This is a genomic window from Stutzerimonas zhaodongensis (assembly GCF_003696365.1).
GTDB classification, from domain to species: domain Bacteria; phylum Pseudomonadota; class Gammaproteobacteria; order Pseudomonadales; family Pseudomonadaceae; genus Stutzerimonas; species Stutzerimonas zhaodongensis.
Genome location: NZ_RFFM01000002.1, coordinates 451,099 through 471,361 on the forward strand (window position 1 = coordinate 451,099; position 20,263 = coordinate 471,361).

At 60.1% G+C, this 20,263-nt stretch carries 26 protein-coding genes; 18 read left to right on the forward strand and 8 right to left on the reverse strand.

Translation table 11 applies throughout. The features are described 5' to 3' along the window. Positions 1–3: 3 nt before the first annotated feature. Entirely contained in the window at positions 4–951 is a 948-nt protein-coding gene (locus tag EA797_RS10435; RefSeq protein WP_122165136.1) for a hypothetical protein, read from the forward strand. Between the two features lie 7 nt (positions 952–958). After that, positions 959–1,531, forward strand: coding sequence for a transglycosylase SLT domain-containing protein (locus EA797_RS10440; RefSeq protein WP_122165137.1), 573 nt, complete (start codon positions 959–961; stop codon positions 1,529–1,531). A 19-nt stretch (positions 1,532–1,550) separates the two neighbouring features. Here the strand turns inward: EA797_RS10440 and EA797_RS10445 are convergent, their stop codons facing one another. Beyond that, positions 1,551–2,006, reverse strand: coding sequence for a TlpA family protein disulfide reductase (locus tag EA797_RS10445; protein ID WP_122165138.1), 456 nt, complete (start codon positions 2,004–2,006; stop codon positions 1,551–1,553). A 29-nt stretch (positions 2,007–2,035) separates the two neighbouring features. After that, a complete protein-coding gene (locus tag EA797_RS10450; protein ID WP_122165139.1) occupies positions 2,036–3,256 on the reverse strand; it encodes a virulence factor BrkB family protein in 1,221 nt (406 codons plus the stop codon). A gap of 158 nt (positions 3,257–3,414) precedes the next feature. Between EA797_RS10450 and arsC the strand changes: the two genes are divergently transcribed. Genes arsC through EA797_RS10465 form a run of 3 tightly spaced genes read left to right on the forward strand, consistent with a single transcriptional unit; the run spans position 3,415 to position 4,773 of the window. Continuing rightward, entirely contained in the window at positions 3,415–3,768 is a 354-nt protein-coding gene (arsC, locus tag EA797_RS10455) for an arsenate reductase (glutaredoxin) (protein WP_122165140.1), read from the forward strand. Further along, positions 3,765–4,370 carry an NAD(P)H:quinone oxidoreductase gene (wrbA, locus tag EA797_RS10460; protein WP_122165141.1) on the forward strand — a complete coding sequence of 202 codons (606 nt, stop codon included), beginning with the start codon at positions 3,765–3,767 and terminating at the stop codon, positions 4,368–4,370. The genes arsC and wrbA overlap by 4 nt, the downstream gene beginning before the upstream one ends. Further along, positions 4,363–4,773 (forward strand): DUF2069 domain-containing protein, encoded by a 411-nt coding sequence (locus EA797_RS10465; protein ID WP_122165142.1) that lies wholly within the window; start codon positions 4,363–4,365, stop codon positions 4,771–4,773. The genes wrbA and EA797_RS10465 overlap by 8 nt, the downstream gene beginning before the upstream one ends. A 132-nt stretch (positions 4,774–4,905) precedes the next feature. Here the strand turns inward: EA797_RS10465 and hda are convergent, their stop codons facing one another. The 3 genes from hda to EA797_RS10480 all read right to left on the reverse strand — a co-directional run bounded on the left by hda (position 4,906) and on the right by EA797_RS10480 (position 7,953). Next, positions 4,906–5,610 (reverse strand): DnaA regulatory inactivator Hda, encoded by a 705-nt coding sequence (gene hda / locus EA797_RS10470; protein WP_122165143.1) that lies wholly within the window; start codon positions 5,608–5,610, stop codon positions 4,906–4,908. After that, positions 5,607–6,689, reverse strand: coding sequence for an AI-2E family transporter (locus EA797_RS10475; protein WP_122166234.1), 1,083 nt, complete (start codon positions 6,687–6,689; stop codon positions 5,607–5,609). The genes hda and EA797_RS10475 overlap by 4 nt, the downstream gene beginning before the upstream one ends. A 130-nt stretch (positions 6,690–6,819) precedes the next feature. After that, entirely contained in the window at positions 6,820–7,953 is a 1,134-nt protein-coding gene (locus EA797_RS10480; RefSeq protein ID WP_122165144.1) for a DUF2066 domain-containing protein, read from the reverse strand. A 317-nt stretch (positions 7,954–8,270) separates the two neighbouring features. On the opposite strand from EA797_RS10480, the gene purM reads away from it, so the two are divergent. Genes purM through dapC form a run of 5 tightly spaced genes read left to right on the forward strand, consistent with a single transcriptional unit; the run spans position 8,271 to position 12,664 of the window. Further along, positions 8,271–9,332, forward strand: coding sequence for a phosphoribosylformylglycinamidine cyclo-ligase (purM, locus tag EA797_RS10485; RefSeq protein ID WP_208644447.1), 1,062 nt, complete (start codon positions 8,271–8,273; stop codon positions 9,330–9,332). Then, positions 9,332–9,979 carry a phosphoribosylglycinamide formyltransferase gene (gene purN, locus EA797_RS10490; protein ID WP_122165146.1) on the forward strand — a complete coding sequence of 216 codons (648 nt, stop codon included), beginning with the start codon at positions 9,332–9,334 and terminating at the stop codon, positions 9,977–9,979. Before purM ends, purN begins: the two co-directional genes overlap by 1 nt. Positions 9,980–9,987: 8 nt before the next feature. After that, entirely contained in the window at positions 9,988–10,698 is a 711-nt protein-coding gene (locus tag EA797_RS10495; RefSeq protein ID WP_122165147.1) for a DUF3108 domain-containing protein, read from the forward strand. A gap of 56 nt (positions 10,699–10,754) precedes the next feature. Further along, positions 10,755–11,420 carry a COG3650 family protein gene (locus EA797_RS10500; protein WP_122165148.1) on the forward strand — a complete coding sequence of 222 codons (666 nt, stop codon included), beginning with the start codon at positions 10,755–10,757 and terminating at the stop codon, positions 11,418–11,420. A gap of 47 nt (positions 11,421–11,467) precedes the next feature. Then, the gene (dapC, locus tag EA797_RS10505) at positions 11,468–12,664 is read left to right on the forward strand and encodes a succinyldiaminopimelate transaminase (protein ID WP_122165149.1); all 1,197 of its coding nucleotides are present in this window, start codon (positions 11,468–11,470) and stop codon (positions 12,662–12,664) included. A 37-nt stretch (positions 12,665–12,701) separates the two neighbouring features. On the opposite strand, the gene EA797_RS21820 is transcribed toward dapC, so the two are convergent. Both EA797_RS21820 and EA797_RS10510 read right to left on the reverse strand, forming a co-directional pair. Next, positions 12,702–12,845: a hypothetical protein gene (locus EA797_RS21820; protein ID WP_167468802.1), complete on the reverse strand. Its 144-nt coding sequence runs from the start codon at positions 12,843–12,845 to the stop codon at positions 12,702–12,704. An 11-nt stretch (positions 12,846–12,856) separates the two neighbouring features. Next, the gene (locus EA797_RS10510; protein WP_122165150.1) at positions 12,857–13,102 is read right to left on the reverse strand and encodes a hypothetical protein; all 246 of its coding nucleotides are present in this window, start codon (positions 13,100–13,102) and stop codon (positions 12,857–12,859) included. 137 nt (positions 13,103–13,239) lie between these two features. On the opposite strand from EA797_RS10510, the gene EA797_RS10515 reads away from it, so the two are divergent. The 5 genes from EA797_RS10515 to EA797_RS10535 all read left to right on the forward strand — a co-directional run bounded on the left by EA797_RS10515 (position 13,240) and on the right by EA797_RS10535 (position 16,817). Further along, the gene (locus EA797_RS10515) at positions 13,240–13,572 is read left to right on the forward strand and encodes a thioredoxin family protein (protein ID WP_122165151.1); all 333 of its coding nucleotides are present in this window, start codon (positions 13,240–13,242) and stop codon (positions 13,570–13,572) included. A 94-nt stretch (positions 13,573–13,666) separates the two neighbouring features. Next, a complete protein-coding gene (locus EA797_RS10520) occupies positions 13,667–14,038 on the forward strand; it encodes an ArsC family reductase (RefSeq protein ID WP_122165152.1) in 372 nt (123 codons plus the stop codon). A 44-nt stretch (positions 14,039–14,082) separates the two neighbouring features. Next, entirely contained in the window at positions 14,083–15,117 is a 1,035-nt protein-coding gene (gene dapD, locus EA797_RS10525) for a 2,3,4,5-tetrahydropyridine-2,6-dicarboxylate N-succinyltransferase (RefSeq protein ID WP_122165153.1), read from the forward strand. Positions 15,118–15,201: 84 nt separating this feature from the next. Further along, entirely contained in the window at positions 15,202–16,407 is a 1,206-nt protein-coding gene (locus tag EA797_RS10530; RefSeq protein ID WP_122165154.1) for an aminotransferase class V-fold PLP-dependent enzyme, read from the forward strand. Continuing rightward, positions 16,404–16,817 carry a SufE family protein gene (locus tag EA797_RS10535; RefSeq protein ID WP_122165155.1) on the forward strand — a complete coding sequence of 138 codons (414 nt, stop codon included), beginning with the start codon at positions 16,404–16,406 and terminating at the stop codon, positions 16,815–16,817. Before EA797_RS10530 ends, EA797_RS10535 begins: the two co-directional genes overlap by 4 nt. 6 nt (positions 16,818–16,823) lie before the next feature. Here EA797_RS10535 and tcdA read toward each other — a convergent pair whose 3' ends face one another. Further along, positions 16,824–17,630 carry a tRNA cyclic N6-threonylcarbamoyladenosine(37) synthase TcdA gene (gene tcdA / locus EA797_RS10540; protein WP_122166236.1) on the reverse strand — a complete coding sequence of 269 codons (807 nt, stop codon included), beginning with the start codon at positions 17,628–17,630 and terminating at the stop codon, positions 16,824–16,826. A gap of 193 nt (positions 17,631–17,823) precedes the next feature. Between tcdA and dapE the strand changes: the two genes are divergently transcribed. The 3 genes from dapE to EA797_RS10555 all read left to right on the forward strand — a co-directional run bounded on the left by dapE (position 17,824) and on the right by EA797_RS10555 (position 20,258). Continuing rightward, on the forward strand, positions 17,824–18,972 hold the full coding sequence (gene dapE / locus EA797_RS10545; RefSeq protein WP_122165156.1) for a succinyl-diaminopimelate desuccinylase: 1,149 nt from the start codon (positions 17,824–17,826) through the stop codon (positions 18,970–18,972). Continuing rightward, positions 18,966–19,772, forward strand: coding sequence for a putative RNA methyltransferase (locus EA797_RS10550; RefSeq protein WP_122165157.1), 807 nt, complete (start codon positions 18,966–18,968; stop codon positions 19,770–19,772). The genes dapE and EA797_RS10550 overlap by 7 nt, the downstream gene beginning before the upstream one ends. Before the next feature lie 114 nt (positions 19,773–19,886). Next, a complete protein-coding gene (locus EA797_RS10555; RefSeq protein ID WP_122165158.1) occupies positions 19,887–20,258 on the forward strand; it encodes a hypothetical protein in 372 nt (123 codons plus the stop codon). Positions 20,259–20,263: the final 5 nt, after the last annotated feature.

The window sequence follows — 20,263 nt, forward strand, 5'->3', positions numbered from 1 at the left end:
ATCATGCTCAACCGAAGTGCTTCAATCTGCGCCGCGCTCAGCGTGGCGCTTTTCATAACTGGCTGCGCCAACCAGCTGCCTCAGCGCAGCGAACACGAAGCCCGTACCGAGCGCAAGCTGCTTGACCACAGCCTGCGCATCGAAGTGGGAGCCCCTCTTCTGGAGCTGCCACAGCGTCGTATTCGCGTGCTTGATCAAAAAACCTTCGAAGTCACCGACTTCGAAGTGACCCGTCGCTATGACAGATACACCCCCTATCAGCCATGGCGCGAGCTCTATGAGATTCCTCTTGGTGCAGTCGCCATTGTCGCGGGCGTGGGCGCCAATGTGCTCAACGTGGTATTGCTCGGCAATTTGCCAGAAAGCGTCACCCGCGACTGGATCAGTTACGGTTTCGCTGGAATAAATCCCTTCGTCAATGCGGAGTCCAATGGTCGCTCGCAACAGAACCTGGCCAGTCTCGAAGAGCAGCGTCGTGACGCTCGACTCGAGTACTCCAGCTTGCCCTGGGCTGACCGTCCGGTGCAGGTGATCGCAGGTAACGAAACCCATGAATTAAGTACCGACCGCAACGGCGTGCTGCGACTGAATCTTCTAGACGGGCCGTTCGCCGAACAGGACATCGGTCAGGTCGGCAAACTTCAGTTGCGTGTCGAAGACCCGCAGGACGCAACCCGAGCAGACGCTACCTTGCTCGTTAGCCGCAGCCTGCGCGGCAAGCTGATCGAAGCCCACGACCTGATATTCGAAGACCTTGAAGGCGACGATGTAAGCGAGTGGGTGCATCGGGTCAAACGCCTTTCCGAACTAGGGCTCGAGGAGGAAGCCAGCGAGCTTGAGCAGAGCTTGATCGAGTTGACTCGCAACGATCCGGACCTACAGCAGGAGTTTCTTCGCAGCCTGATGCAAGACGCCGGGCGGCAAGCCCGCGATCCGGGCGAAGACGGCTAGAAGCACCGTGAAGACCCTTTCCTGCCTCGGGCTGTTGGCTTTACTCGCCGTATGCCCGGCCTTTGCAGCGGTTCGCCAGGCGCCGGAGCCTGAATTGCGCGCATTGATGCAGCGCACCGTGGCGGAAGCTGAGAGTTTTCAGGATCGCTTTGATGCCGAAGTCTGGCTGCTGGATATGTCGACGCGTCTGAAACGATACGTCTCAGACCCTCAGGAGCGCTTGACACTGTTGCGGCTCGTCCATCAGGAAGCAAGCAAGGCTGGGCTGAAACCCGACGTCGTGCTGGCGCTGATACACGCAGAGAGTCGCTTCGACCGTTTTGCCATATCCAGTGTTGGCGCTCAGGGGATGATGCAGGTCATGCCCTTCTGGAAAGCGGAGCTGGGACGCCCACAGGACAACCTTACCGATAACGCCACGAACCTTCGCTACGGTTGCACCATCCTCAGTTATTACCTGAAGAAGGAAAAGGGTGATATGAACCGTGCCCTGGCCCGTTATAACGGAAGCCTAGGCAAGCCCCACTATCCTGCGAAGGTGATCGGGTTCTGGCAGGACTTCTGGTACGTCAAACCCTGATTGAACATCAGATTTGGGTTCACTTCTGTTGCAGCTTCTCCAGGCGAGCGAGCAGCCCCTCCGCCGTCTGTTCGCCGACCAGGCTGTCACGCACCTTGCCATCAGCGTCCACGATATAGGTCACTGGCAGCACCTCACTGCGTGGTAGCTCAAGCCGCTCGGCAGGGTCGACACTCAGTACTCTGAAATCGATGTTCAGCGCGTTTGCCGCCTCCGACAACTCCTTACCCTGCAGGCCATCGAAATTGACGCCGAGGACGGTGATGTCATCTCTGGATTTATCCAGCGCATTGAGCTCCGGTATCTCGGCGCGGCAGGGCCCACACCATTCAGCCCAGTAATTGATCAGCAACCATTGATCATTCAGTTGTTGAGCAGTGACATCAGCGCCGTGCTGATCAGGCCCCCAATCCTCTGCACAGCCAGCAAACATCACAGTTGCCAGAAGACCAAGAAGTCTTAAAGGTCGATTCATCATCTCTATCCTTGCATTGCTGGGCATCATCAATCCCGCCGCGCCTGCAGCCAATCGGCGACACTGCCGCCAAACAGGCTGGACTGCTCTTTGCGAAGCAATTCGAGGGACTGTCGCAGCGTGGGATACCAGGGCTCGTCCAGGTGCTCAGGCAACCCCTGCCTGCCCGAGAGCGGCCAGGGATTGCAGCGCATCAACTGATCGAAGCTGTAATGGTTGAGGTCGCGGCATAAGACCCAACCTGACGAGCCCGTCCTGCAAACCAGCTGCTCGCGTTCGAAAAACTCGAGAATCTCGTCCCACTCGTCCTCAGGAAGCTGCCAGCCGCTGCGGTGAGCGTCACGTAAGCGTACTTCGCGCCCGGCCTGCTGGCTTTCGAACAACACCCTCAACAGGCCCAGCATGACAAGCAGCCTCGGCACTGAACGTCTTCGCCACTGCTGTGACGACGACATGCCGCACACCAGCTCCGCACCAAAGAGGACGATCATCCAGGAGAGGTACACCCAGAGCAGGAACAATGGCACCGCCGCGAACGCACCATAGATCAACTGGTAGCTGGGAAAATAGCTGACGTATAGACCGAACAGCTGCTTGGCCGCCTCGAATAACACGGCAGTAAATACACCCCCGACCACGGCATGGCGTAGCGGTACGCGTGTGTTCGGCACGGCCGCATAGATCAGGGTGAAAGCCGCGACGCTGAGCACAAGCGGCATCCCCTTGAGAATAGTGCGGGCGCCAATCACCGCATGTGGGCCAGAAATCAGCGACAAGGAGGTGATGTAAGTGCTCATGGCGAAGCCTGCACCAAGCAATAACGGCCCAAGACTGAGAATGGCCCAATACAGCAGAAAGCTGGAAATGCCCCGTCGCGGTTGTCGCACCCGCCAGATGACATTGAATGCCTTTTCAATGGTGAGCAGCATCATCAGCGCCGTGGCCATCAGAAACCCCACACCGAACCAGGTCAGCTGACGCGCCTGATCGGTGAAGGCGACCAGATATTCCTGAATCGTTGCGCCAGTGGAGGGAATGAAATTACTGAAAATGTACATCTGGATTTGCTCGCCGATCCCCTGGAATGCTGGGATCGCGGACAACATGGCGAAGGTTACGGTCATCATTGGCACCACGGCGAACAGCGTGGTGTAGGTCAAGGCGGCGGCGCTGTGTGGGCCACGGTCCGCCAGGAATCGTTGCACCAGAAAACGACCGAACTCTACAAAATCCTTGATCCGCTGCTGCATTCCATCCCCTCGGTGGCATCGCGATTGTCGAAGACCTACGTCGCAGGCTTATGACAAACGAAAGCCTACCTTGGCAGACAGTCGTCTGCGAGCAGCGTTTCAGGCCGTGCCGCATAGAAGGGTAGAATGGCCGACAACATTGGCGCGAAGTAACTCTGATGACCGAACTGACGCTCTATCACAACCCACGCTGCTCTAAATCACGAGGCGCACTTGAACTGCTCGAACAGCGCGGCCTGGCCCCGAAGATTGTCCGCTATCTTGAAACACCACCCTCAGTGACCGAACTGGAGCGAATCGTCGCCAGGCTTGGCATCGATCCGCGGCAGCTGCTACGCACCGGCGAAGATGAATACAAGACGCTCGGACTCGCCAATCCAATGCTCACAGACGCCGACATCATCGAGGCCATGGCGAACCACCCCAAATTGATCGAACGACCGATTCTGATTGCCGGTGATGCTGCCGTGATCGGCCGCCCACCCGAGAAAGTACTGGAGGTCCTGCCATGAGCGCACCCTACGTCCTGGTGCTTTATTACAGCCGCCACGGCGCCACCGCGGACATGGCGCGTCAGATAGCGCGCGGAGTGGAGCAGGCCGGTCTCGAAGCGCGCCTGCGCACAGTGCCCTCGGTTTCCGCCGACTGTGAAGCGGTAACGCCTGCAATCCCTGAGCGAGGGGCGATCTACGCCACCCTCGACGACCTGAAGAACTGTTCGGCGTTGGCGCTAGGTAGCCCAACTCGCTTTGGCAACATGGCGGCTTCGCTGAAGTATTTCCTTGATGGCACCAGCGGGCTGTGGCTAACGGGTGAGCTGGTTGGCAAACCGGCCGGGGTTTTCACCTCGACTTCGAGCCTGCACGGCGGCCAGGAATCCACCCTGTTATCCATGCTCCTTCCACTTCTGCATCACGGAATGCTGGTGCTGGGCCTGCCCTACAGCGAAAACGCCCTGCTCGAGACCCGTGGTGGCGGCACACCCTATGGTCCTAGCCACCACGCCGGAGCTGACGGTAAGCGCCAGCTGGACGAGCATGAAATAAGCCTCTGTCGCGCGTTGGGCCAACGCCTCGCGCTAACCGCCAAGCGCCTGGAGAATTCACGTGGCTAGAACGCCCAAGCCCCTTCCGTCGCTCGACTGGCTGACGCCGCGGGTAAAAACCAGCCGCGCTATCAGCTTGGCCAGCTTCATTTCCCTAGGGGCGTTGTTGCTCGTTTGGAATCTGGCATTCGCCGATCTGCATGGCGCACGCATCTGGGTCGTGATTGGAATCCAGCTGATCCCGCTGCTGCTGGTCGCCCCAGGCATGATTTCTGGCAGCCCCCGGGCTCACGCCTGGACCTGCTTCATTGTCAATCTGTACTTCATCCAGGGCGTATTAGCTGCAATAGATCCTGCGCGGATGGTTTACGGCTGGCTGGAGGCGATGATCAGCTTGACCCTGTTCATCAGCGCCCTGCTCTACACACGTTGGTCGTATCAGTACGAACGCAAAGCCGGCGGGGAAAGCTAGAAGACGTTGAACGCATTGGGCGATTGGCTTGGCTTGGCTGAGGCAGGCGACCCAGCCGCTCGCTGTCCGGTTGGCTGCTCACACCTCGGAGAGAAACGAAGGTAAAAAGCAGCCAACAGCCCCCAGGCCCGCCTACCAGCCGAGCGTTTCCTTGAGGAACGGGATCGTCAGCTTGCGCTGAGCTTGCAACGATGCCTGATCCAGACGATCAAGCAGTTCGAACAATGCGCTCATGCTACGGGCGCCGCGGGTCAGGATGAAGCGACCAACATCATCAGGCAGGTTCAAGCCGCGGCGAGAGGCCCTTAGCTGCAGCGCACGCAGCTTGTCCTCGTCGGATAGTTCCTGTAGCTGAAACACCAGCGAAAGACTCAATCGGGATTTGAGATCCGCCAACTGCACGGCAATCTCACGAGGCGAGGCGTCGGCAGCGAGCAGCAAGCGCCGACCACTGTCACGTAGTCGATTGAACAAGTGAAACAGCGCCTCTTCCCATACCGGGTCACCCGCCACGGCATCCAGGTCATCCAGGCAAACCAGTTCGCTCTGCTCCAGGTTGTCCAACAGCGCCGGCCCATACTCGGCCACCTCGGCCAACGGCAGGTACACCGCCAACTCGCCACGCTGCTCGACTCGCAAGCAGGCAGCCTGCAGCAGATGGCTCCGCCCGACGCCGGTGCTGCCCCATAGGTAGATCAACTCATCGGACCAACCGGCCTCAGGCGAGCAGACACGCTCTACGTACCCCAATGCCGCGGCATTGGCGCCTGGGTAGAAGTTGGCAAACGTGGCATCGTCGCGAAGGCGAATACCGAGTGGGAGCTGAATGGGCTTCATGGTTGGCGAGTAGGATCTACCGGGGGCTCTGCGTAAAGGTCAGAGAGTTTATAGAGATCATGAACATGGCGCAGTAGAACCATGATTACGGCCGCCACTGGCAATGCCAGCAACACACCTGTGAACCCGAACAGTTGCCCGCCAGCCAGAACCGCAAATATCACCGCCACGGGATGCAGGCCAATCCGATCACCAACCAGCAAGGGCGTGAGCAGCATGCCTTCCAGCATCTGTCCCACCGTGAACACAGCGGCGACTCCGAGCAACGGGAAAGGCTGCAGTCCGAATTGAAACAGCACGGCGATCACTGCCGCGCCTATTCCTACAACGAACCCCATGTACGGCACGATACTCGCGAGACCTGCGAGAACACCGATCAACAGCCCCAACTCAACGCCCAGTAGCATCAGCCCGGCCGAATAGACGATGGCCAGCGCCAGCATTACCAACAGCTGGCCGCGAAGAAAAGCTCCGATCACCTCGTGACACTCGCGCATCAGTGCCATGACGGTTTCTTCTCGACGGCGCGGCAACAAAGCCCGCAGCTTAGCCATGATCAAATCCCAGTCTCGCAACAAATAGAAGCAGACGACAGGGACCAGCAAGAGGTTGGCCAACCATGCCAGCAACGCAATGCTCGACGCGGTGGCCTGGCTGAGAATCACCGCAACGACGTCCTTGGTGCTGCCAAGGTTGGCGGAAAACGCACTCTTGATCTGATCGAAACGCCAGAACTCATCCTCCAGCCCGAGACGCACCTGAACCCAGGGCAGCGCGGTTATCTGTAGCCAGTCGAGTCCAAGGGGCGCCAGTTGGTACAGGTGCATCAGCTGTTTACCCAACATTGGCACGAGTACGAGCAGCAGCAGCAGGCACACCAGACTGAACAGGGCGAACACCACGACCACCCCCCAGGTACGAGACATCCCGCACCGCTCCAGGCGGTCCACCAAGGGATCTCCTAGATAGGCGAGCAGGATCCCTACAAGAAAGGGCGCAAGAATCGGCGAGAGCTGATAGATCAGCCAGCCAAGCAGCAGCAATGCCGCCAGCCAAACCCAGCGGTTGGTATGAGAAATGGTCGTGTTCAAGACGCCTTGCTCCAGTTGATTCGAGCCATACGGCCACTGCAGGCGAAAATATCAGGGCATGTGAGCGGCAGAGATTCTGGCGCCGCTCAGTTTGCGACAGCTTTGGCAATACGCAGCCTTACCAACGGTAGCGCAGCACTTCTCCCTGCTCGGCCGGCTGGGACTGACGCATCTGCGCCCCGGTCGACTGACCAGAATCGGTCTGACCGCCGACCGATTGAGAATCAGACTCATCAGTCGCGACTACTTCGTTATCTGCCTGGGCCGCAGCTTCTGACTCATCGGCGCCAATCGACTGAGTGTCGATCTCATCGGCTGGTACTTCCTGCAAGCGCGCTAGCGCGAGTTGAGCCCTGAGTTGCTCCTGGCTGGCACGCAGGCGATACACCAGCCGGTCACTTTCGACACGCTGCAACTGAGCTGCGAACGGTTCGAGCAGACGATCGAGCTCGGCAAAACGTGATACATCTGCGCCCAATACTTCAAGCGTGATCTCTGACGTCGCGCCTGGCGCCACCCGGTACTGCGGCGCCAGGAATGTGCTGACGGCCAGCATCACCTTATCGGCAACAGCAGCGCGGCTTTCGCCACTGGCTTTGCCTTGGGACTGCTTGTCACCCAGCCAGAGGCGCCAGCTGGCTTCCCAGTTTTCGTCCGACTGTTTGGCAAGCACCGCCAGCAACCCATCGGCATCGTAACGATCGGAAATCTCGCGTAGCCCTTGCGGATCTTTAGAGCTGACAGCATCGGCAGTCGCGGCGAGCTGCTCACTTAGATCTGCAAGCGGTAAACGCATTGGTAAGCCTCGGTGCTGTGCCGCCGCCTGCAGTGCCGCGGCACTTTCTTGAGCATCGCCCACAAGCTGCGAGCCTTCCGCCGACTCCGTCAGCCACCAGGTCAGAATGCTCGGCCGGTCGGCGCCCCAAAGTGACAGTCCAGCGGTGCGCAGTGCACGCTCGGTTGTCGTCGGATCGAAGCTCACAATCACCGCGTTACCTTCGTACGCATAACGACTGACGAGCTGCTGCGGATCCTCACGCAGCTGCGCGACTGCCTTGTCGCTCGACAGAGGCTCACCGGTGAGACGCAGCACCAGAGTATCGAGCGCCTTGCGCATCGCCTCTTCCCGCTCTTCGGGCTGCTGGCTGGCCACGGGCTCACGCACTTTATAGAGATCGCTGAGAGGCGCTGCTATGCCGTGGGCGGACACGACCGCGCAGCACAGGGCGATAAGACGGGGAATGAAGCGCATGCGGATACTCGCTGGCTGGCCAGTCATCGGGAGCCTGTCAGTCGTGTGGCGACGACCAAGTACGGCTAGGTGGGTCAATCGTTATACCTTAAACAGGCGCCCAAAGCGGGGCAACCACTGAGCTGGCGCGCTGCGGGCTAAGTGGCGGAGAAACAATGGTATCGATTCCCCATACTACTGCTTGGCGCACGGGATGGTCGCTATGCGGCAAGCCTGATAAAATCGCGCGCTTTCCGCAGACCGGTCCGACGCCCTCGCCGCATCGAGACAACAACCTTGTCCCCACCGGTCGCCCCGCACTCTCCTCACAGGTCCGGATTATGAGCAAGCAACCCTCCATCAGCTACAAGGACGCCGGCGTCGACATCGACGCAGGTGAAGCGCTGGTCGAACGCATCAAGGGCGTGGCCAAGCGCACCGCGCGTCCTGAAGTCATGGGCGGACTGGGCGGCTTCGGCGCGCTCTGCGAAATCCCGGCCGGTTACAAGCAGCCGGTACTGGTCTCCGGCACCGATGGCGTGGGCACCAAGCTGCGCCTGGCACTGAACCTGAACAAGCACGACAGCATCGGCCAAGACCTGGTCGCGATGTGCGTCAACGACCTGGTGGTCTGCGGTGCTGAACCGTTGTTTTTCCTCGACTACTATGCGACCGGCAAACTCAACATCGATATAGCAGCGACCGTGGTCACTGGAATCGGCGCGGGCTGTGAGCTGGCGGGTTGCTCGCTGGTTGGCGGTGAAACGGCAGAAATGCCTGGAATGTATGAGGGCGAAGACTACGATCTGGCTGGATTCTGCGTCGGCGTAGTGGAAAAGAGCGAAATCATCGATGGTTCGAAAGTATCGGCCGGCGATGCGCTGATCGCCCTGCCCTCGTCCGGGCCACACTCCAATGGCTATTCGCTGATCCGCAAGATCATTGAGGTCGCAGGCGCCGATATCAAATCGAGCCAAGTCGAGGGTAAATCCCTCACCGAACTGTTGATGGCCCCAACCCGTATTTATGTAAAGCCGCTGCTAAAACTGATCAAGGACACCGGCGCGGTGAAGGCCATGGCCCACATCACGGGGGGTGGCCTGCTGGACAACATCCCGCGCGTGCTCCCCGAAGGTAGCCAGGCGGTCATCGACGTTGCTAGCTGGCAACGTCCCGCTGTTTTCGACTGGCTACAGCAGCAGGGCAACGTCGAGGAGCACGAGATGCACCGCGTACTGAACTGCGGCGTCGGCATGGTCATCTGCGTCGCGCAGAGTGATGTCGAAGGTGTGCTGGCGAACCTGCGCGGCTCCGGTGAGAGCCCCTGGGTGATCGGTCAGATCGCTTCTGCATCTGCCGCTGCCGAGCGTGTCGTGCTGAACAACCTGAAAAGCCATTGATGTCTGCACCCTGCAACGTCGTGGTGCTCATATCAGGGTCTGGCAGTAACCTGCAGGCCCTGATCGATAGCCTCGACGAAGAAAACCCGGTGCGTATCCGGGCCGTTGTCTCAAACCGTGCCGAGGCGTTGGGACTGCAACGAGCGCAGGCCGCTGGTATCGAGACGCACGTGGTGCAGCACAGAGATTTCGCCGACAGGGAAAGTTTCGACGCGGCCCTGATGGAAATCATCGATGTCCATCAGCCGCAACTCGTTGTGCTGGCCGGTTTCATGCGTATTCTTACCCCTGGTTTCGTGCGGCACTATCAAGGCCGACTGCTCAATATTCACCCCTCGCTGTTGCCCAAATACAAAGGGCTGGACACGCATCGCCGCGCGCTTGAAGCCGGTGATCACGAGCATGGCTGCAGCGTGCATTTCGTCACCGAGGAACTCGATGGTGGACCTGTAGCCGTGCAGGCAGTGCTCAGGATCGGAGCCGATGAAGAAATCGGAGCGCTCACCGAACGCGTGCACGCTGCCGAACACATCATTTACCCCTTGGCCGTTCGATGGTTCGCCGATGGCCGCTTGCGCCTTGCTGAGCAAGGCGCGATGCTGGATGGCGATCTTTTACCGCCTACTGGCTACCTGTTAAGAATCTAGGAGATTTTATGCGTCGCGCCTTGCTGCTCGCTCTTGCCGTACTGGCCCTGCCGGTTCAGGCCCTTGAGCTCAAGCCTTTCTCCGCCAGCTACACCGCAGACTGGAAACAGGTGCCTGTCAGCGGCACTGCTCAGCGAAGTCTGGTGAATCTCGAGGGTGATACCTGGGAGATGGACTTCGAAGCCTCCATGCTGGTAGCCAGCTTGAGCGAACGAAGCACCTTCAAGGTCGAGGGCGAAACGCTGGTGCCGCAGAAGTACCGCCTCAAGCGCAGCGGGCTCGGCAAGGGCAAGGCCGTCAAGCATGATTTCGACTGGTCGGCCAAGCAGGTGGTCGGTGAGGACCGTGGCGATCCCGTCAAGCTGCCACTCAACCGTGGGCTGCTGGATAAGTCCACTTACCAGATTGCACTTCAGCATGCCGTTGCGGCGGGCGAGAAGAGCATGAGCTATCAGGTGGTAGACGGCGACGAGATCGAAACCTACGACTTCCGCGTGTTGGGCGAAGAAAAGGTCAATACGAAAGCCGGACAGGTCGATGCCATCAAGGTCGAGCGTGTACGCGATCCGACGCAGAGCAAGCGCCAGACGATGCTCTGGTTCGCTACCGACTGGGACTATCTGCTGGTTCGACTTCACCAGATCGAAAAGGATGGCAAGGAATACCAGATCATGCTTCAAGAAGGCACCGTCGCCGGCAAGAACGTAAAAGGTGACTGACTCCGGCTGCGCCAGCCTGCTGGCGCAGTAATCCCGCCGCAATGCTGAGCCCGCTCATGACCTCTTCTCGCACCTTGCTGTTCGCCCTGCTGCCCCTGTTCGCCGGGTGCCAAATGCTGCCCTGGAGCGGCGAGCCTACTCGGCAAGCCACCGAGCGGCTGCAAGGCGAAATTACACGCAACGATGGCACGCTGGTGATGCGCACCTGTCAGGGGCAACGGCAGGTGGAATTGCTAGACGCCGCTGCCACTGGATTGCCGGACGACGTCATGATGCTGGCCACCGGCGGCGAGCCGCTTTTCGCCGACGTACGTGGGCAGCTGAAGACACAAAGCGACGGCACCAGCCAATTGCAGCTGAGCCAGGTCTATCGGCTCCAGAGCGAAGGTCAAGGCTGTGAAGTGCGCGACTTCAACCAACTGACGCTTCGTGCAGTTGGGCACGAGCCAGGCTGGAGCGTCCGGATCACCACCAGCGGCATGCTGCTTGAGCGTCAAGGTCAGGATCCACTGGCGGTTCCCTATCTGGAAGAGCAGTTGCCCGGCGGACAAACCAACTTTAGCAGCGAAGCCAACCGCCAGCGGCTTGATCTATGGGTGGCGCCCCAGCGCTGCGTTGACGGTGCCACGGGGGCAGTAAGCCACTTGACTGCCGAACTGCGGCTTGACGACCAGACCTTGCGTGGCTGCGCCTACTACGGCGGTGCACGCGGCGTGAATTAACCGAGGCGCGCTTCAGCGCGCCAAACGACGCTTCGAAGATCCCGATTATGAATAACGCTCTGTCCCTGTTGCAGCCCTACCCGTTCGAGAAATTGCGCGCCCTGCTTGCCGATGCCCAGCCGCCAGCAGAGAAGCTTCCAATTTCACTGTCGATTGGCGAGCCTAAACACCCTTCGCCCGCCTTCGTGGCCGAGGCGCTGACCGCCAACCTCGCTCAGCTCTCGGTTTATCCAACAACGCTGGGAATCCCGGCGCTCCGCGAAGCCATTGCTCGCTGGTGCGAAAGGCGATTTGGCGTAGACACAGGCAATATTGACCCGGCACGCCATGTTTTGCCCGTCAACGGCACGCGCGAGGCACTTTTTGCTTTCACCCAAGCTGTAGTCAATCGGGAGCACGGTGCGCTGGTGCTCAGTCCGAACCCCTTCTATCAGATCTATGAAGGCGCGGCGCTGCTTGCCGGCGCCACACCACATTACCTGCCATGTACGCAGGAAAACGGCTTCAATCCTGATTTCGACGCCGTGCCGGCAGATATCTGGAAGCGCACCCAGATCCTTTTTCTCTGCTCGCCTGGAAACCCCACCGGCGCGCTGGTCCCCATGGACGTGCTCAAGCGCTTGATCGCATTGGCGGACGAGCATGATTTCGTTATTGCAGCCGACGAGTGCTACAGCGAACTCTACTTCGACGAAGCCCAACCACCCGCTGGGCTGCTGTCAGCGTGCGCTGCGCTCGGCCGTACTGACTTCAAGCGCTGCGTGGTATTTCACAGCTTGTCCAAACGGTCCAACCTACCCGGCCTACGCTCGGGATTCGTGGCCGGCGATGCGGACATCCTCAAGGCATTCCTGCTCTATCGCACTTATCACGGCTGCGCCATGCCTGTGCAGACTCAGTTGGCGAGCATCGCCGCATGGGATGACGAGGCGCATGTACAGGCCAACCGTCAGCTTTACCGGGAAAAATTCGACGCGGTGCTCGATATCCTCGGCCCGGTGATGGACATACAGCGCCCGGATGGCGGCTTTTACCTGTGGCCGAAAACGCCAATCGACGATCAACGCTTCACCCGTGAGCTCTTCGCACAAGAGCACGTCACGGTTGTACCCGGCTCTTATTTGTCGCGTGAAGTAGATGGTTTCAGCCCGGGTGCTGGCCGGGTAAGAATGGCATTGGTCGCCCCACTGGCCGAATGCATCGAGGCCGCTCAGCGCATCCGCCGTTTCATCGAAGCCTCATAATCGACCTGCCGGACGCCATTGGCGCCCGGCTTGTCCATCAGGCAACACCGGGCGGAATCATGTCCTTGCCGTAGTCTCGCAGCTTTTCCAGATTTTCCGGCTTCATGTGCTCCGGAACATCTGCCTTGGGCTCGTCCTGCTTGTCGTTTTCATCGACGCTGGGCTTTTCCGACTCGTTCATGACTACCTCCGTCAAACAGCGTTTTCTTCCCAGATCAGTTCACCGTCATCACTGACTTCCCGCACCTTGGTCAACGCGGCTTCGGCAGCTACGTCAGCTTCCGATGCCAGATCGTACCGGCGGCCGTTGGCCACCTTAATTACATGTGCGTTTTCGTCGGAGTCGCGACGCTTGACTGCGATAACTGCCTCGAACGCGTCGTCAGCCGGTACTGCCGAAGAAATCGCCTCGTAGTGTTCGAAATGTTTGCGTGCCATTGAGGGTCCTCATCGTTTGCGATTGTGATCAGTGGACAACGGCATGCAGGCAAAAGGTCGAATAAGGCATCGCAACTCCGCTGAACCGCATGGCGTACGGCGACTCCCATCTCTATAGCCAGCCGAGGAGCAAGCGCATGCAGATGAACGAAACCTATACCGGCAACGCCCCGTCACGGGCCGAGGTCGACGCGATGGAAGGCTTGACACTGCTGGAGTTCGGCACCGACTGGTGCGGGCACTGCCGGGCAGCGCAGGCGCCGCTGGCCCTCGTACTGACTGATCAAGAGCTTCGCCATCTCAAGATCGAAGACGGCCCTGGTCGTCCACTCGGCCGATCGTTCCGGGTCAAGCTGTGGCCAACGCTGATTCTCATGCGCCAAGGCGAGGAACTAGGCCGGGTCATACGCCCAACGACTGCCAAGCCTATCGTGGACTTGCTGAGCAAAGCTGGCGCAGCAGCGGATTGAACGCTACAGACGGTGGCGGCTGCCCCGCCAGCATCCAGCGGCCCATCGTGGCATAATCCGCGGCCCAGTTTGTCCGGAGAGCCTGGAGCCCGTCATGTCCGATCAAATCAAAGGTCTATGTCTATACGGCATCAAGGCATGCGACACGATGAAGAAGGCCCGCACCTGGCTGGATCAGCAGGGGCTAAACTATGAATTTCATGACTACAAGAGCGCAGGCATAGACCGCGCCCACCTGGAAGCCTGGTGCAATGAACATGGTTGGCAGACCGTACTCAACCGTGCTGGCACCACCTTCCGCAAGCTAGACGATGGGCAGAAATCCGATCTGGACCAGGCCGCGGCCATCGAACTGATGTTGGTGCAGCCGTCGATGATCAAGCGACCTGTGCTCGATCTGGGTGACAAGACAGTGATCGGTTTCAAGCCAGATACCTACGCTGCCGAACTGGCAGCCAAGAACTGATACCCCGCTCGTATAGACGAGCGCGAATGACAAAAGGATTCCTCATGAGCAACTCTCTTTTCAGCGTGGCATTTGGTGTCGGCACACAGAATCGCCAGGGCAACTGGCTCGAAGTGTTCTACGCACAACCCATGCTGCGGCCCGCCGGCGAACTCGTCGCGGCCATTGCCCCGCTGCTGAAATATGAAGGCGGCAACCAGGCAATCACGATCTCCACTACTCAGGCTGCGCAGCTCGCTGATGCGGTCAAATCCATCGACACCGTTCAGCATGCATTGCTGACCCGTCTCGCCGAAAGCCAGCGCCCGCTGGTAGTGACCCTGCTCGCGAACGACGCCGAGCTGACCTCAACGCCAGAGGCGTATCTGAAGCTGCATCTGATTTCTCACCGCATGGTCAAGCCGCATGGCCTGAACCTGACCGGCATCTTCCCGCTGCTGCCCAACGTTGCCTGGACCAATCAAGGTGCGGTGGATCTTGCCGAACTGGCCGAGCGCCAGCTCGAAGCACGGCTCAAGGGCTACCTGCTTGAAGTCGTCTCCGTGGACAAGTTTCCAAAGATGACCGACTACGTGGTTCCGGCGGGCGTGCGTATCGCTGACAGCGCGCGTATCCGTCTTGGCGCCTACGTAGGCGAAGGCACCACGGTGATGCATGAGGGCTTCATCAACTTCAATGCTGGCACCGAAGGCCCTGGCATGATCGAAGGTCGCGTCTCGGCCGGCGTATTCGTCGGCAAGGGTTCGGACCTGGGCGGCGGCTGCTCGACCATGGGCACTCTGTCCGGCGGTGGCAACATCGTCATATCGGTCGGTGAAGGTTGCCTGATCGGCGCGAACGCTGGCATCGGTATTCCGCTGGGCGATCGCAACACCGTGGAATCCGGGCTGTACATTACCGCGGGTACCAAAGTGAACCTGCTTGATGAGCAAGGCGAGCTGGTCAAGGTGGTCAAGGCGCGCGAACTGGCCGGCCAGACCGACTTGCTGTTCCGCCGCAACTCGTTGACCGGCGCCGTCGAATGCAAGACGCACAAGTCCGCGATCGAGCTGAATGAGGCGCTGCACGCGCATAACTAAGCGCAGCATGACGCAGCCAGGCCGATCAGACGGCCTGGCTGCAGTGCCTCCATCAGGCGTTCTGTCCTGCTTTCAGGAGAATCCATGTCGCTGATATCCCCCTGGCGTGCAGACTTTCCCGCCCTGGCGATCCTCGAGAGCCAGGGGCAAACCTACCTCGACAGCGCTGCCACCTCGCAAAAGCCTCAGGCGCTGATCGACGCGCTCACCGGTTACTACACCTGCGGCACAGCCAATGTGCATCGCGCCCAGCATCTGCCGGCCGAGCGTGCGACCCGTGCGTTCGAGGATGCACGGATCAAGGTAGCTCGATGGCTGAACGCTTCCAGTCCGACGGAGATTGTCTTTACTCGCGGAGCCACCGAGGCGTTGAACCTCCTCGCTTACGGCCTGGAACATCTGATCGAAGCTGAGGACGAAATCGTCATCAGCGCGCTGGAGCACCACGCCAATCTCCTCCCCTGGCAACAACTGGCCCGACGCCGCGGGGCCAGACTCGTCGTGTTGCCCATCGACACCCATGGGATGATCGACCTGGAGGCCGCGGCGGGACTCATCGGCCCTCGCACTCGCCTGTTGGCGGTCAGCCAACTGTCCAATGTGCTCGGCACCTGGCAGCCACTGGCCGAGCTTCTCCCGCTGGCCAAGCAACAAGGCGCGCTTACGGTTGTAGACGGAGCACAGGGCGTGGTGCACGGACGTCACGACATGCAGGCGATGGCCTGCGATTTTTATGTACTGTCCAGCCACAAGCTCTATGGTCCGGAAGGCGTTGGCGCCCTCTACGGACGGGGCGAATCGCTGCTCAAGCTCAAGCACTGGCAATTCGGCGGCGAGATGGTCCGGGTGGCTGATTTAACTCATGCAGATTTCCATGCCGCACCGCTGGGATTCGAGGCAGGCACACCGCCAATCGGGAGCATCATCGGGCTGGGCGCGATTCTCGATTACCTATCGAAGCTGGATGCTGCTGCGGTGACGGGCCATGAACAGGCTCTGCACATGAAGCTACTGGCCGGTCTCGAGGTTCGTGACGGGGTCAAATTGCTGTGCGCTCCACAAACCGCATTGGCCAGCTTCACCGTTGAAGGTGTTCATCATAGCGATCTGGCCCACTTACTCGCCGAGCAAGGCATTGCCGTACGTAGCGGTACACACTGCGCCCAGCCCCTGATGAAAATTCTAGGTATCGATGGCGCAATCCGGGTATCGCTCGGCCTGTATAACGACGGCGTAGATCTTGAGCGCTTCTTCGGTGCTCTCGATCATTCACTGGACCTGTTGCGATGAGCGCGCCAACCGAAGCGGCCGCTGAGACATTACAAGCCTTTCAGCAGGCCGGGGGGTGGGAGCAACGCGCCCGCCTGTTGATGCTGTGGGGCGATCGCCTAGAGCCGCTGGCCGATTCCGAGCGCAACGACGCGAACCTCGTATCAGGTTGTGAAAGCAAACTCTGGCTGGTCGGCGAGCGCCACGACACTGGTCTGCATTTTCGAGGTACCAGCGAGGCGCGCTTGCTGCGGGGATTGCTTGCCGTACTGCTGGTTCGAGCGAACGGCCTGGAAGGGCAATCGCTTCAGCAGCTTGACGTCACCGAGTGGTTTACTCAGCTTGGGCTGTCGCGACACTTGTCGCCTTCGCGCAGTAACGGGATGAACGCGGTTCTACAGCGGATGCGCGAATTGGCATCGACGAGCTGAGTCTTCTCAGGATCGAGTACGCTCTGCCGGGCGTCGTGATCCGGCAACCAGTTTGTCCACGGCTCGCGCAGCGGCCACAAGCCCGAAGCTGGCCGTGACCATCATCGACGCACCGAACCCGCCAGCGCAGTCCAGCTTCACTCCCTCGCCAACGAAACTCTTGCTCTGACAGACCTCACCGTCTGGCTTGGGATACCGCAGCTGCTCGGTAGAAAATACGCAGGGCACGCTGTAGGTGCGGCCTGGTGTTCTTGAGAAGTTGTATTCACGCCGCAGCAGCGACCGCACTTTCGCCGCCAAGGGGTCGTTGAAGGTTTTGTTCAGGTCGGCTACCTGTATCTGTGTCGGGTCCACCTGCCCGCCCGCGCCGCCTGTGGCGATGATCTGGATCTTGCGCCGTTTGCACCAGGCGATCAGTGCCGCCTTGGCTGGCACGCTGTCAATGCAGTCGACAACGCAGTCCATCTGCTCGGTGATGTACTCGGCCATGGTTTCGCGTGTGACGAAGTCGGCCACGGCATGCACCACGCAAGACGGGTTGATAGCCTTGATCCGGACCGCCATTTCATCGACTTTCGCTTTGCCCACAGCACCTTCCAGCGCATGAATCTGCCGGTTGGTGTTGGTGATACAAACGTCGTCCAGATCGAACAGACTGATCTCACCGACTCCGCTACGTGCCAGCGCCTCAGCGGCCCAGGATCCAACTCCGCCAATGCCCACCACGGCAACATGCGCCGCTGCCAGACGCTGGAGCCCGGTTTTGCCGTAGAGACGTGCGATACCGCCGAAGCGCTGATCATCCAAAGTCATGCTGATACCCAAAATGAACGACGGGCAATTATAGGCATTCATGCTCATCAATACCGAGCCTGCAATCAGACCTGCGGCTGGCACAGCTATTGATTGGATCGCAAAGACAGTGGATTACGGCTCGCTTGAACCGCGGCATCAGGCAGGTTTTGCTTTAATATGGCGCCCTTTCCCAGCCCGCCCTGGAGCCGTGATGACCGCTGCCGCCCTCTCCCCAACCCTAGTCCTAGCCTGCGACCTGATCAATCGGCCTTCGGTCACGCCGCTGGACGAGGGTTGTCAGCAGCTCATGGGCGAGCGGCTTGCCGCGTGCGGCTTCACTGTCGAGCCGATGCGTATCGAGGAGGTTGAGAACTTCTGGGCGATCCGTGGAACCGAGGGGCCGGTGCTCTGTTTTGCCGGCCACACCGACGTCGTTCCCACCGGCCCAATGCAGGCTTGGCAGAACCCGCCGTTCTCCGCGCGTATCGATGAACAAGGCATGCTCCACGGGCGCGGCGCGGCTGACATGAAAGGTAGCCTGGCATCGATGATCGTTGCGGTGGAGCGTTTCACCGCCGAGCACCCGAACCACAAGGGACAGATTGCGTTTCTGATTACCAGCGATGAGGAAGGCCCGGCTCACCACGGCACCAAAGCGGTAGTGGAGCGCCTGCGTGAACGTGGTCAGCGATTGGATTGGTGCATCGTCGGCGAGCCATCGAGCACCAAGCTGGTTGGTGACGTAGTCAAGAATGGCCGTCGCGGCTCACTCGGCGGCACGCTGACCGTTCGCGGGAAGCAGGGTCACGTGGCTTACCCACACCTGGCCAAGAACCCGATTCACCTCGCTGCGCCGGCATTGGCAGAACTGGCCGCCGAACACTGGGACGACGGCAATGCTTTCTTCCCGCCGACCAGCTTCCAGATATCCAACCTGAATGCCGGCACCGGAGCGACCAATGTCATTCCCGGCACGCTGGAGGCAGTGTTCAACTTCAGGTTCTCCACTGAGTCCACCGTCGAGGAGCTGCAACAGCGCACTGCCGCAATTCTCGACAAGCACGGCCTGGACTGGACCGTCGACTGGGCGTTGTCTGGCCTGCCCTTCCTCACCGAGCCAGGTGACTTGCTGGATGGCGTAGCCAAAGCCATTCGCAGCGTCACTGGTCGGGAAAGTACACCCTCCACCAGCGGGGGCACGTCCGATGGCCGATTCATCGCGACACTGGGCACCCAGGTAGTCGAGCTGGGCCCGGTCAATGCGACGATTCACCAGGTGGATGAACATATCCTGGCCAGCGATCTGGACCTCCTGACCGAAATCTACTATCACACGCTGGTCAACCTGCTCGCATGCTGATCTGCCCAATCTGTCGCAGCAGCCTCACCAGTGTCGACAATGGCGTGGTGTGCTCGAGCAACCACCGCTTCGACCGAGCGCGCCAGGGCTATCTCAACCTGCTGCCCGTACAGCACAAGAACAGCCGCGATCCGGGCGACAACCAGGCAATGGTAGAGGCGCGCCGACGCTTTCTCGATGCTGGGCACTACGCCCCTCTAGCGACTCGCCTGGCACAGCTGGCAGCCGAGCGCTCGCCGGGTCGCTGGCTAGATATTGGCTGTGGAGAAGGCTATTACACAGCTCAGGTTGCTCAGGCGCTTCCGGACGCGGATGGCTACGCGCTGGATATTTCCCGTGAGGCGGTGAAGCGTGCCTGCAAACGCGCGCCACAACTCGAATGGCTGGTAGCCAGCATGGCTCGCGTGCCTTTGGCTGACGCCAGCTGCGATTTGCTGGCTAGCGTATTCAGCCCGCTGGACTGGAGTGAGGCGCGGCGCCTGCTCGCTCCCGGAGGCGGCCTGCTGCGTATGGGTCCGACCCGTGAGCACCTGTGGGAGCTGCGCGGCCTGCTGTATGACGAGATCCGTGACTATGACGATGAAAAACACTTGTCATTGATCCCGCCGGGCATGCAACTGGTCCACAGCGAGACGCTGACATTCGAACTGCAGCTGGATAGCGCACAGGCCCGTGCCGATCTGCTGGCGATGACCCCACATGGCTGGCGCGCCAGCGCCGAGCGCCGCGCGGCAGTGATCGACGCGACACTGAGGTCTCGGGTTGCGATACGCTACGACTGGATCGAGCGAGACCGCTAAGCGCTCGAAGACACTCAAAAACTGAACTGCAGCGGCGCAAACGAATTCACTCCGGCCCTCGACAATGGCCATCAGGAAAACCCAAGCGAACCATTACCCGAAAGGCTACCGCTCATGCGTCAACCGGATATCGAGATCTACCTGAGGGACGCCAGCCAGGACGCCGTCACGCAATGGCTTGGCCAGACTCTCGGCCCCTGTTCTCCCTGGCAGCCCAAGGGCAAGACATTCAAATGCAGGGCTGGCGATGTTCCCGCGACCTGGCTGCCAAAAGCGGTCGGCAAGTGGCACAGCCTGTTGCTCGAGAGTGACACAACTCCCTGGGAGGACGACATTGCCTGCGCCCGCGCCGCTTACCAGGCGCTGGGGGTTGAAATTCGCTGCGCGCCAGGCGGCTGGCAAGAAGAAGAGTCGGTGGAAGACGCCGACCGCTGGATGAGCATTAGCGAGCGCGGCGAAGCCGAGATCCTCTGGCGCACCGACTGACAGTC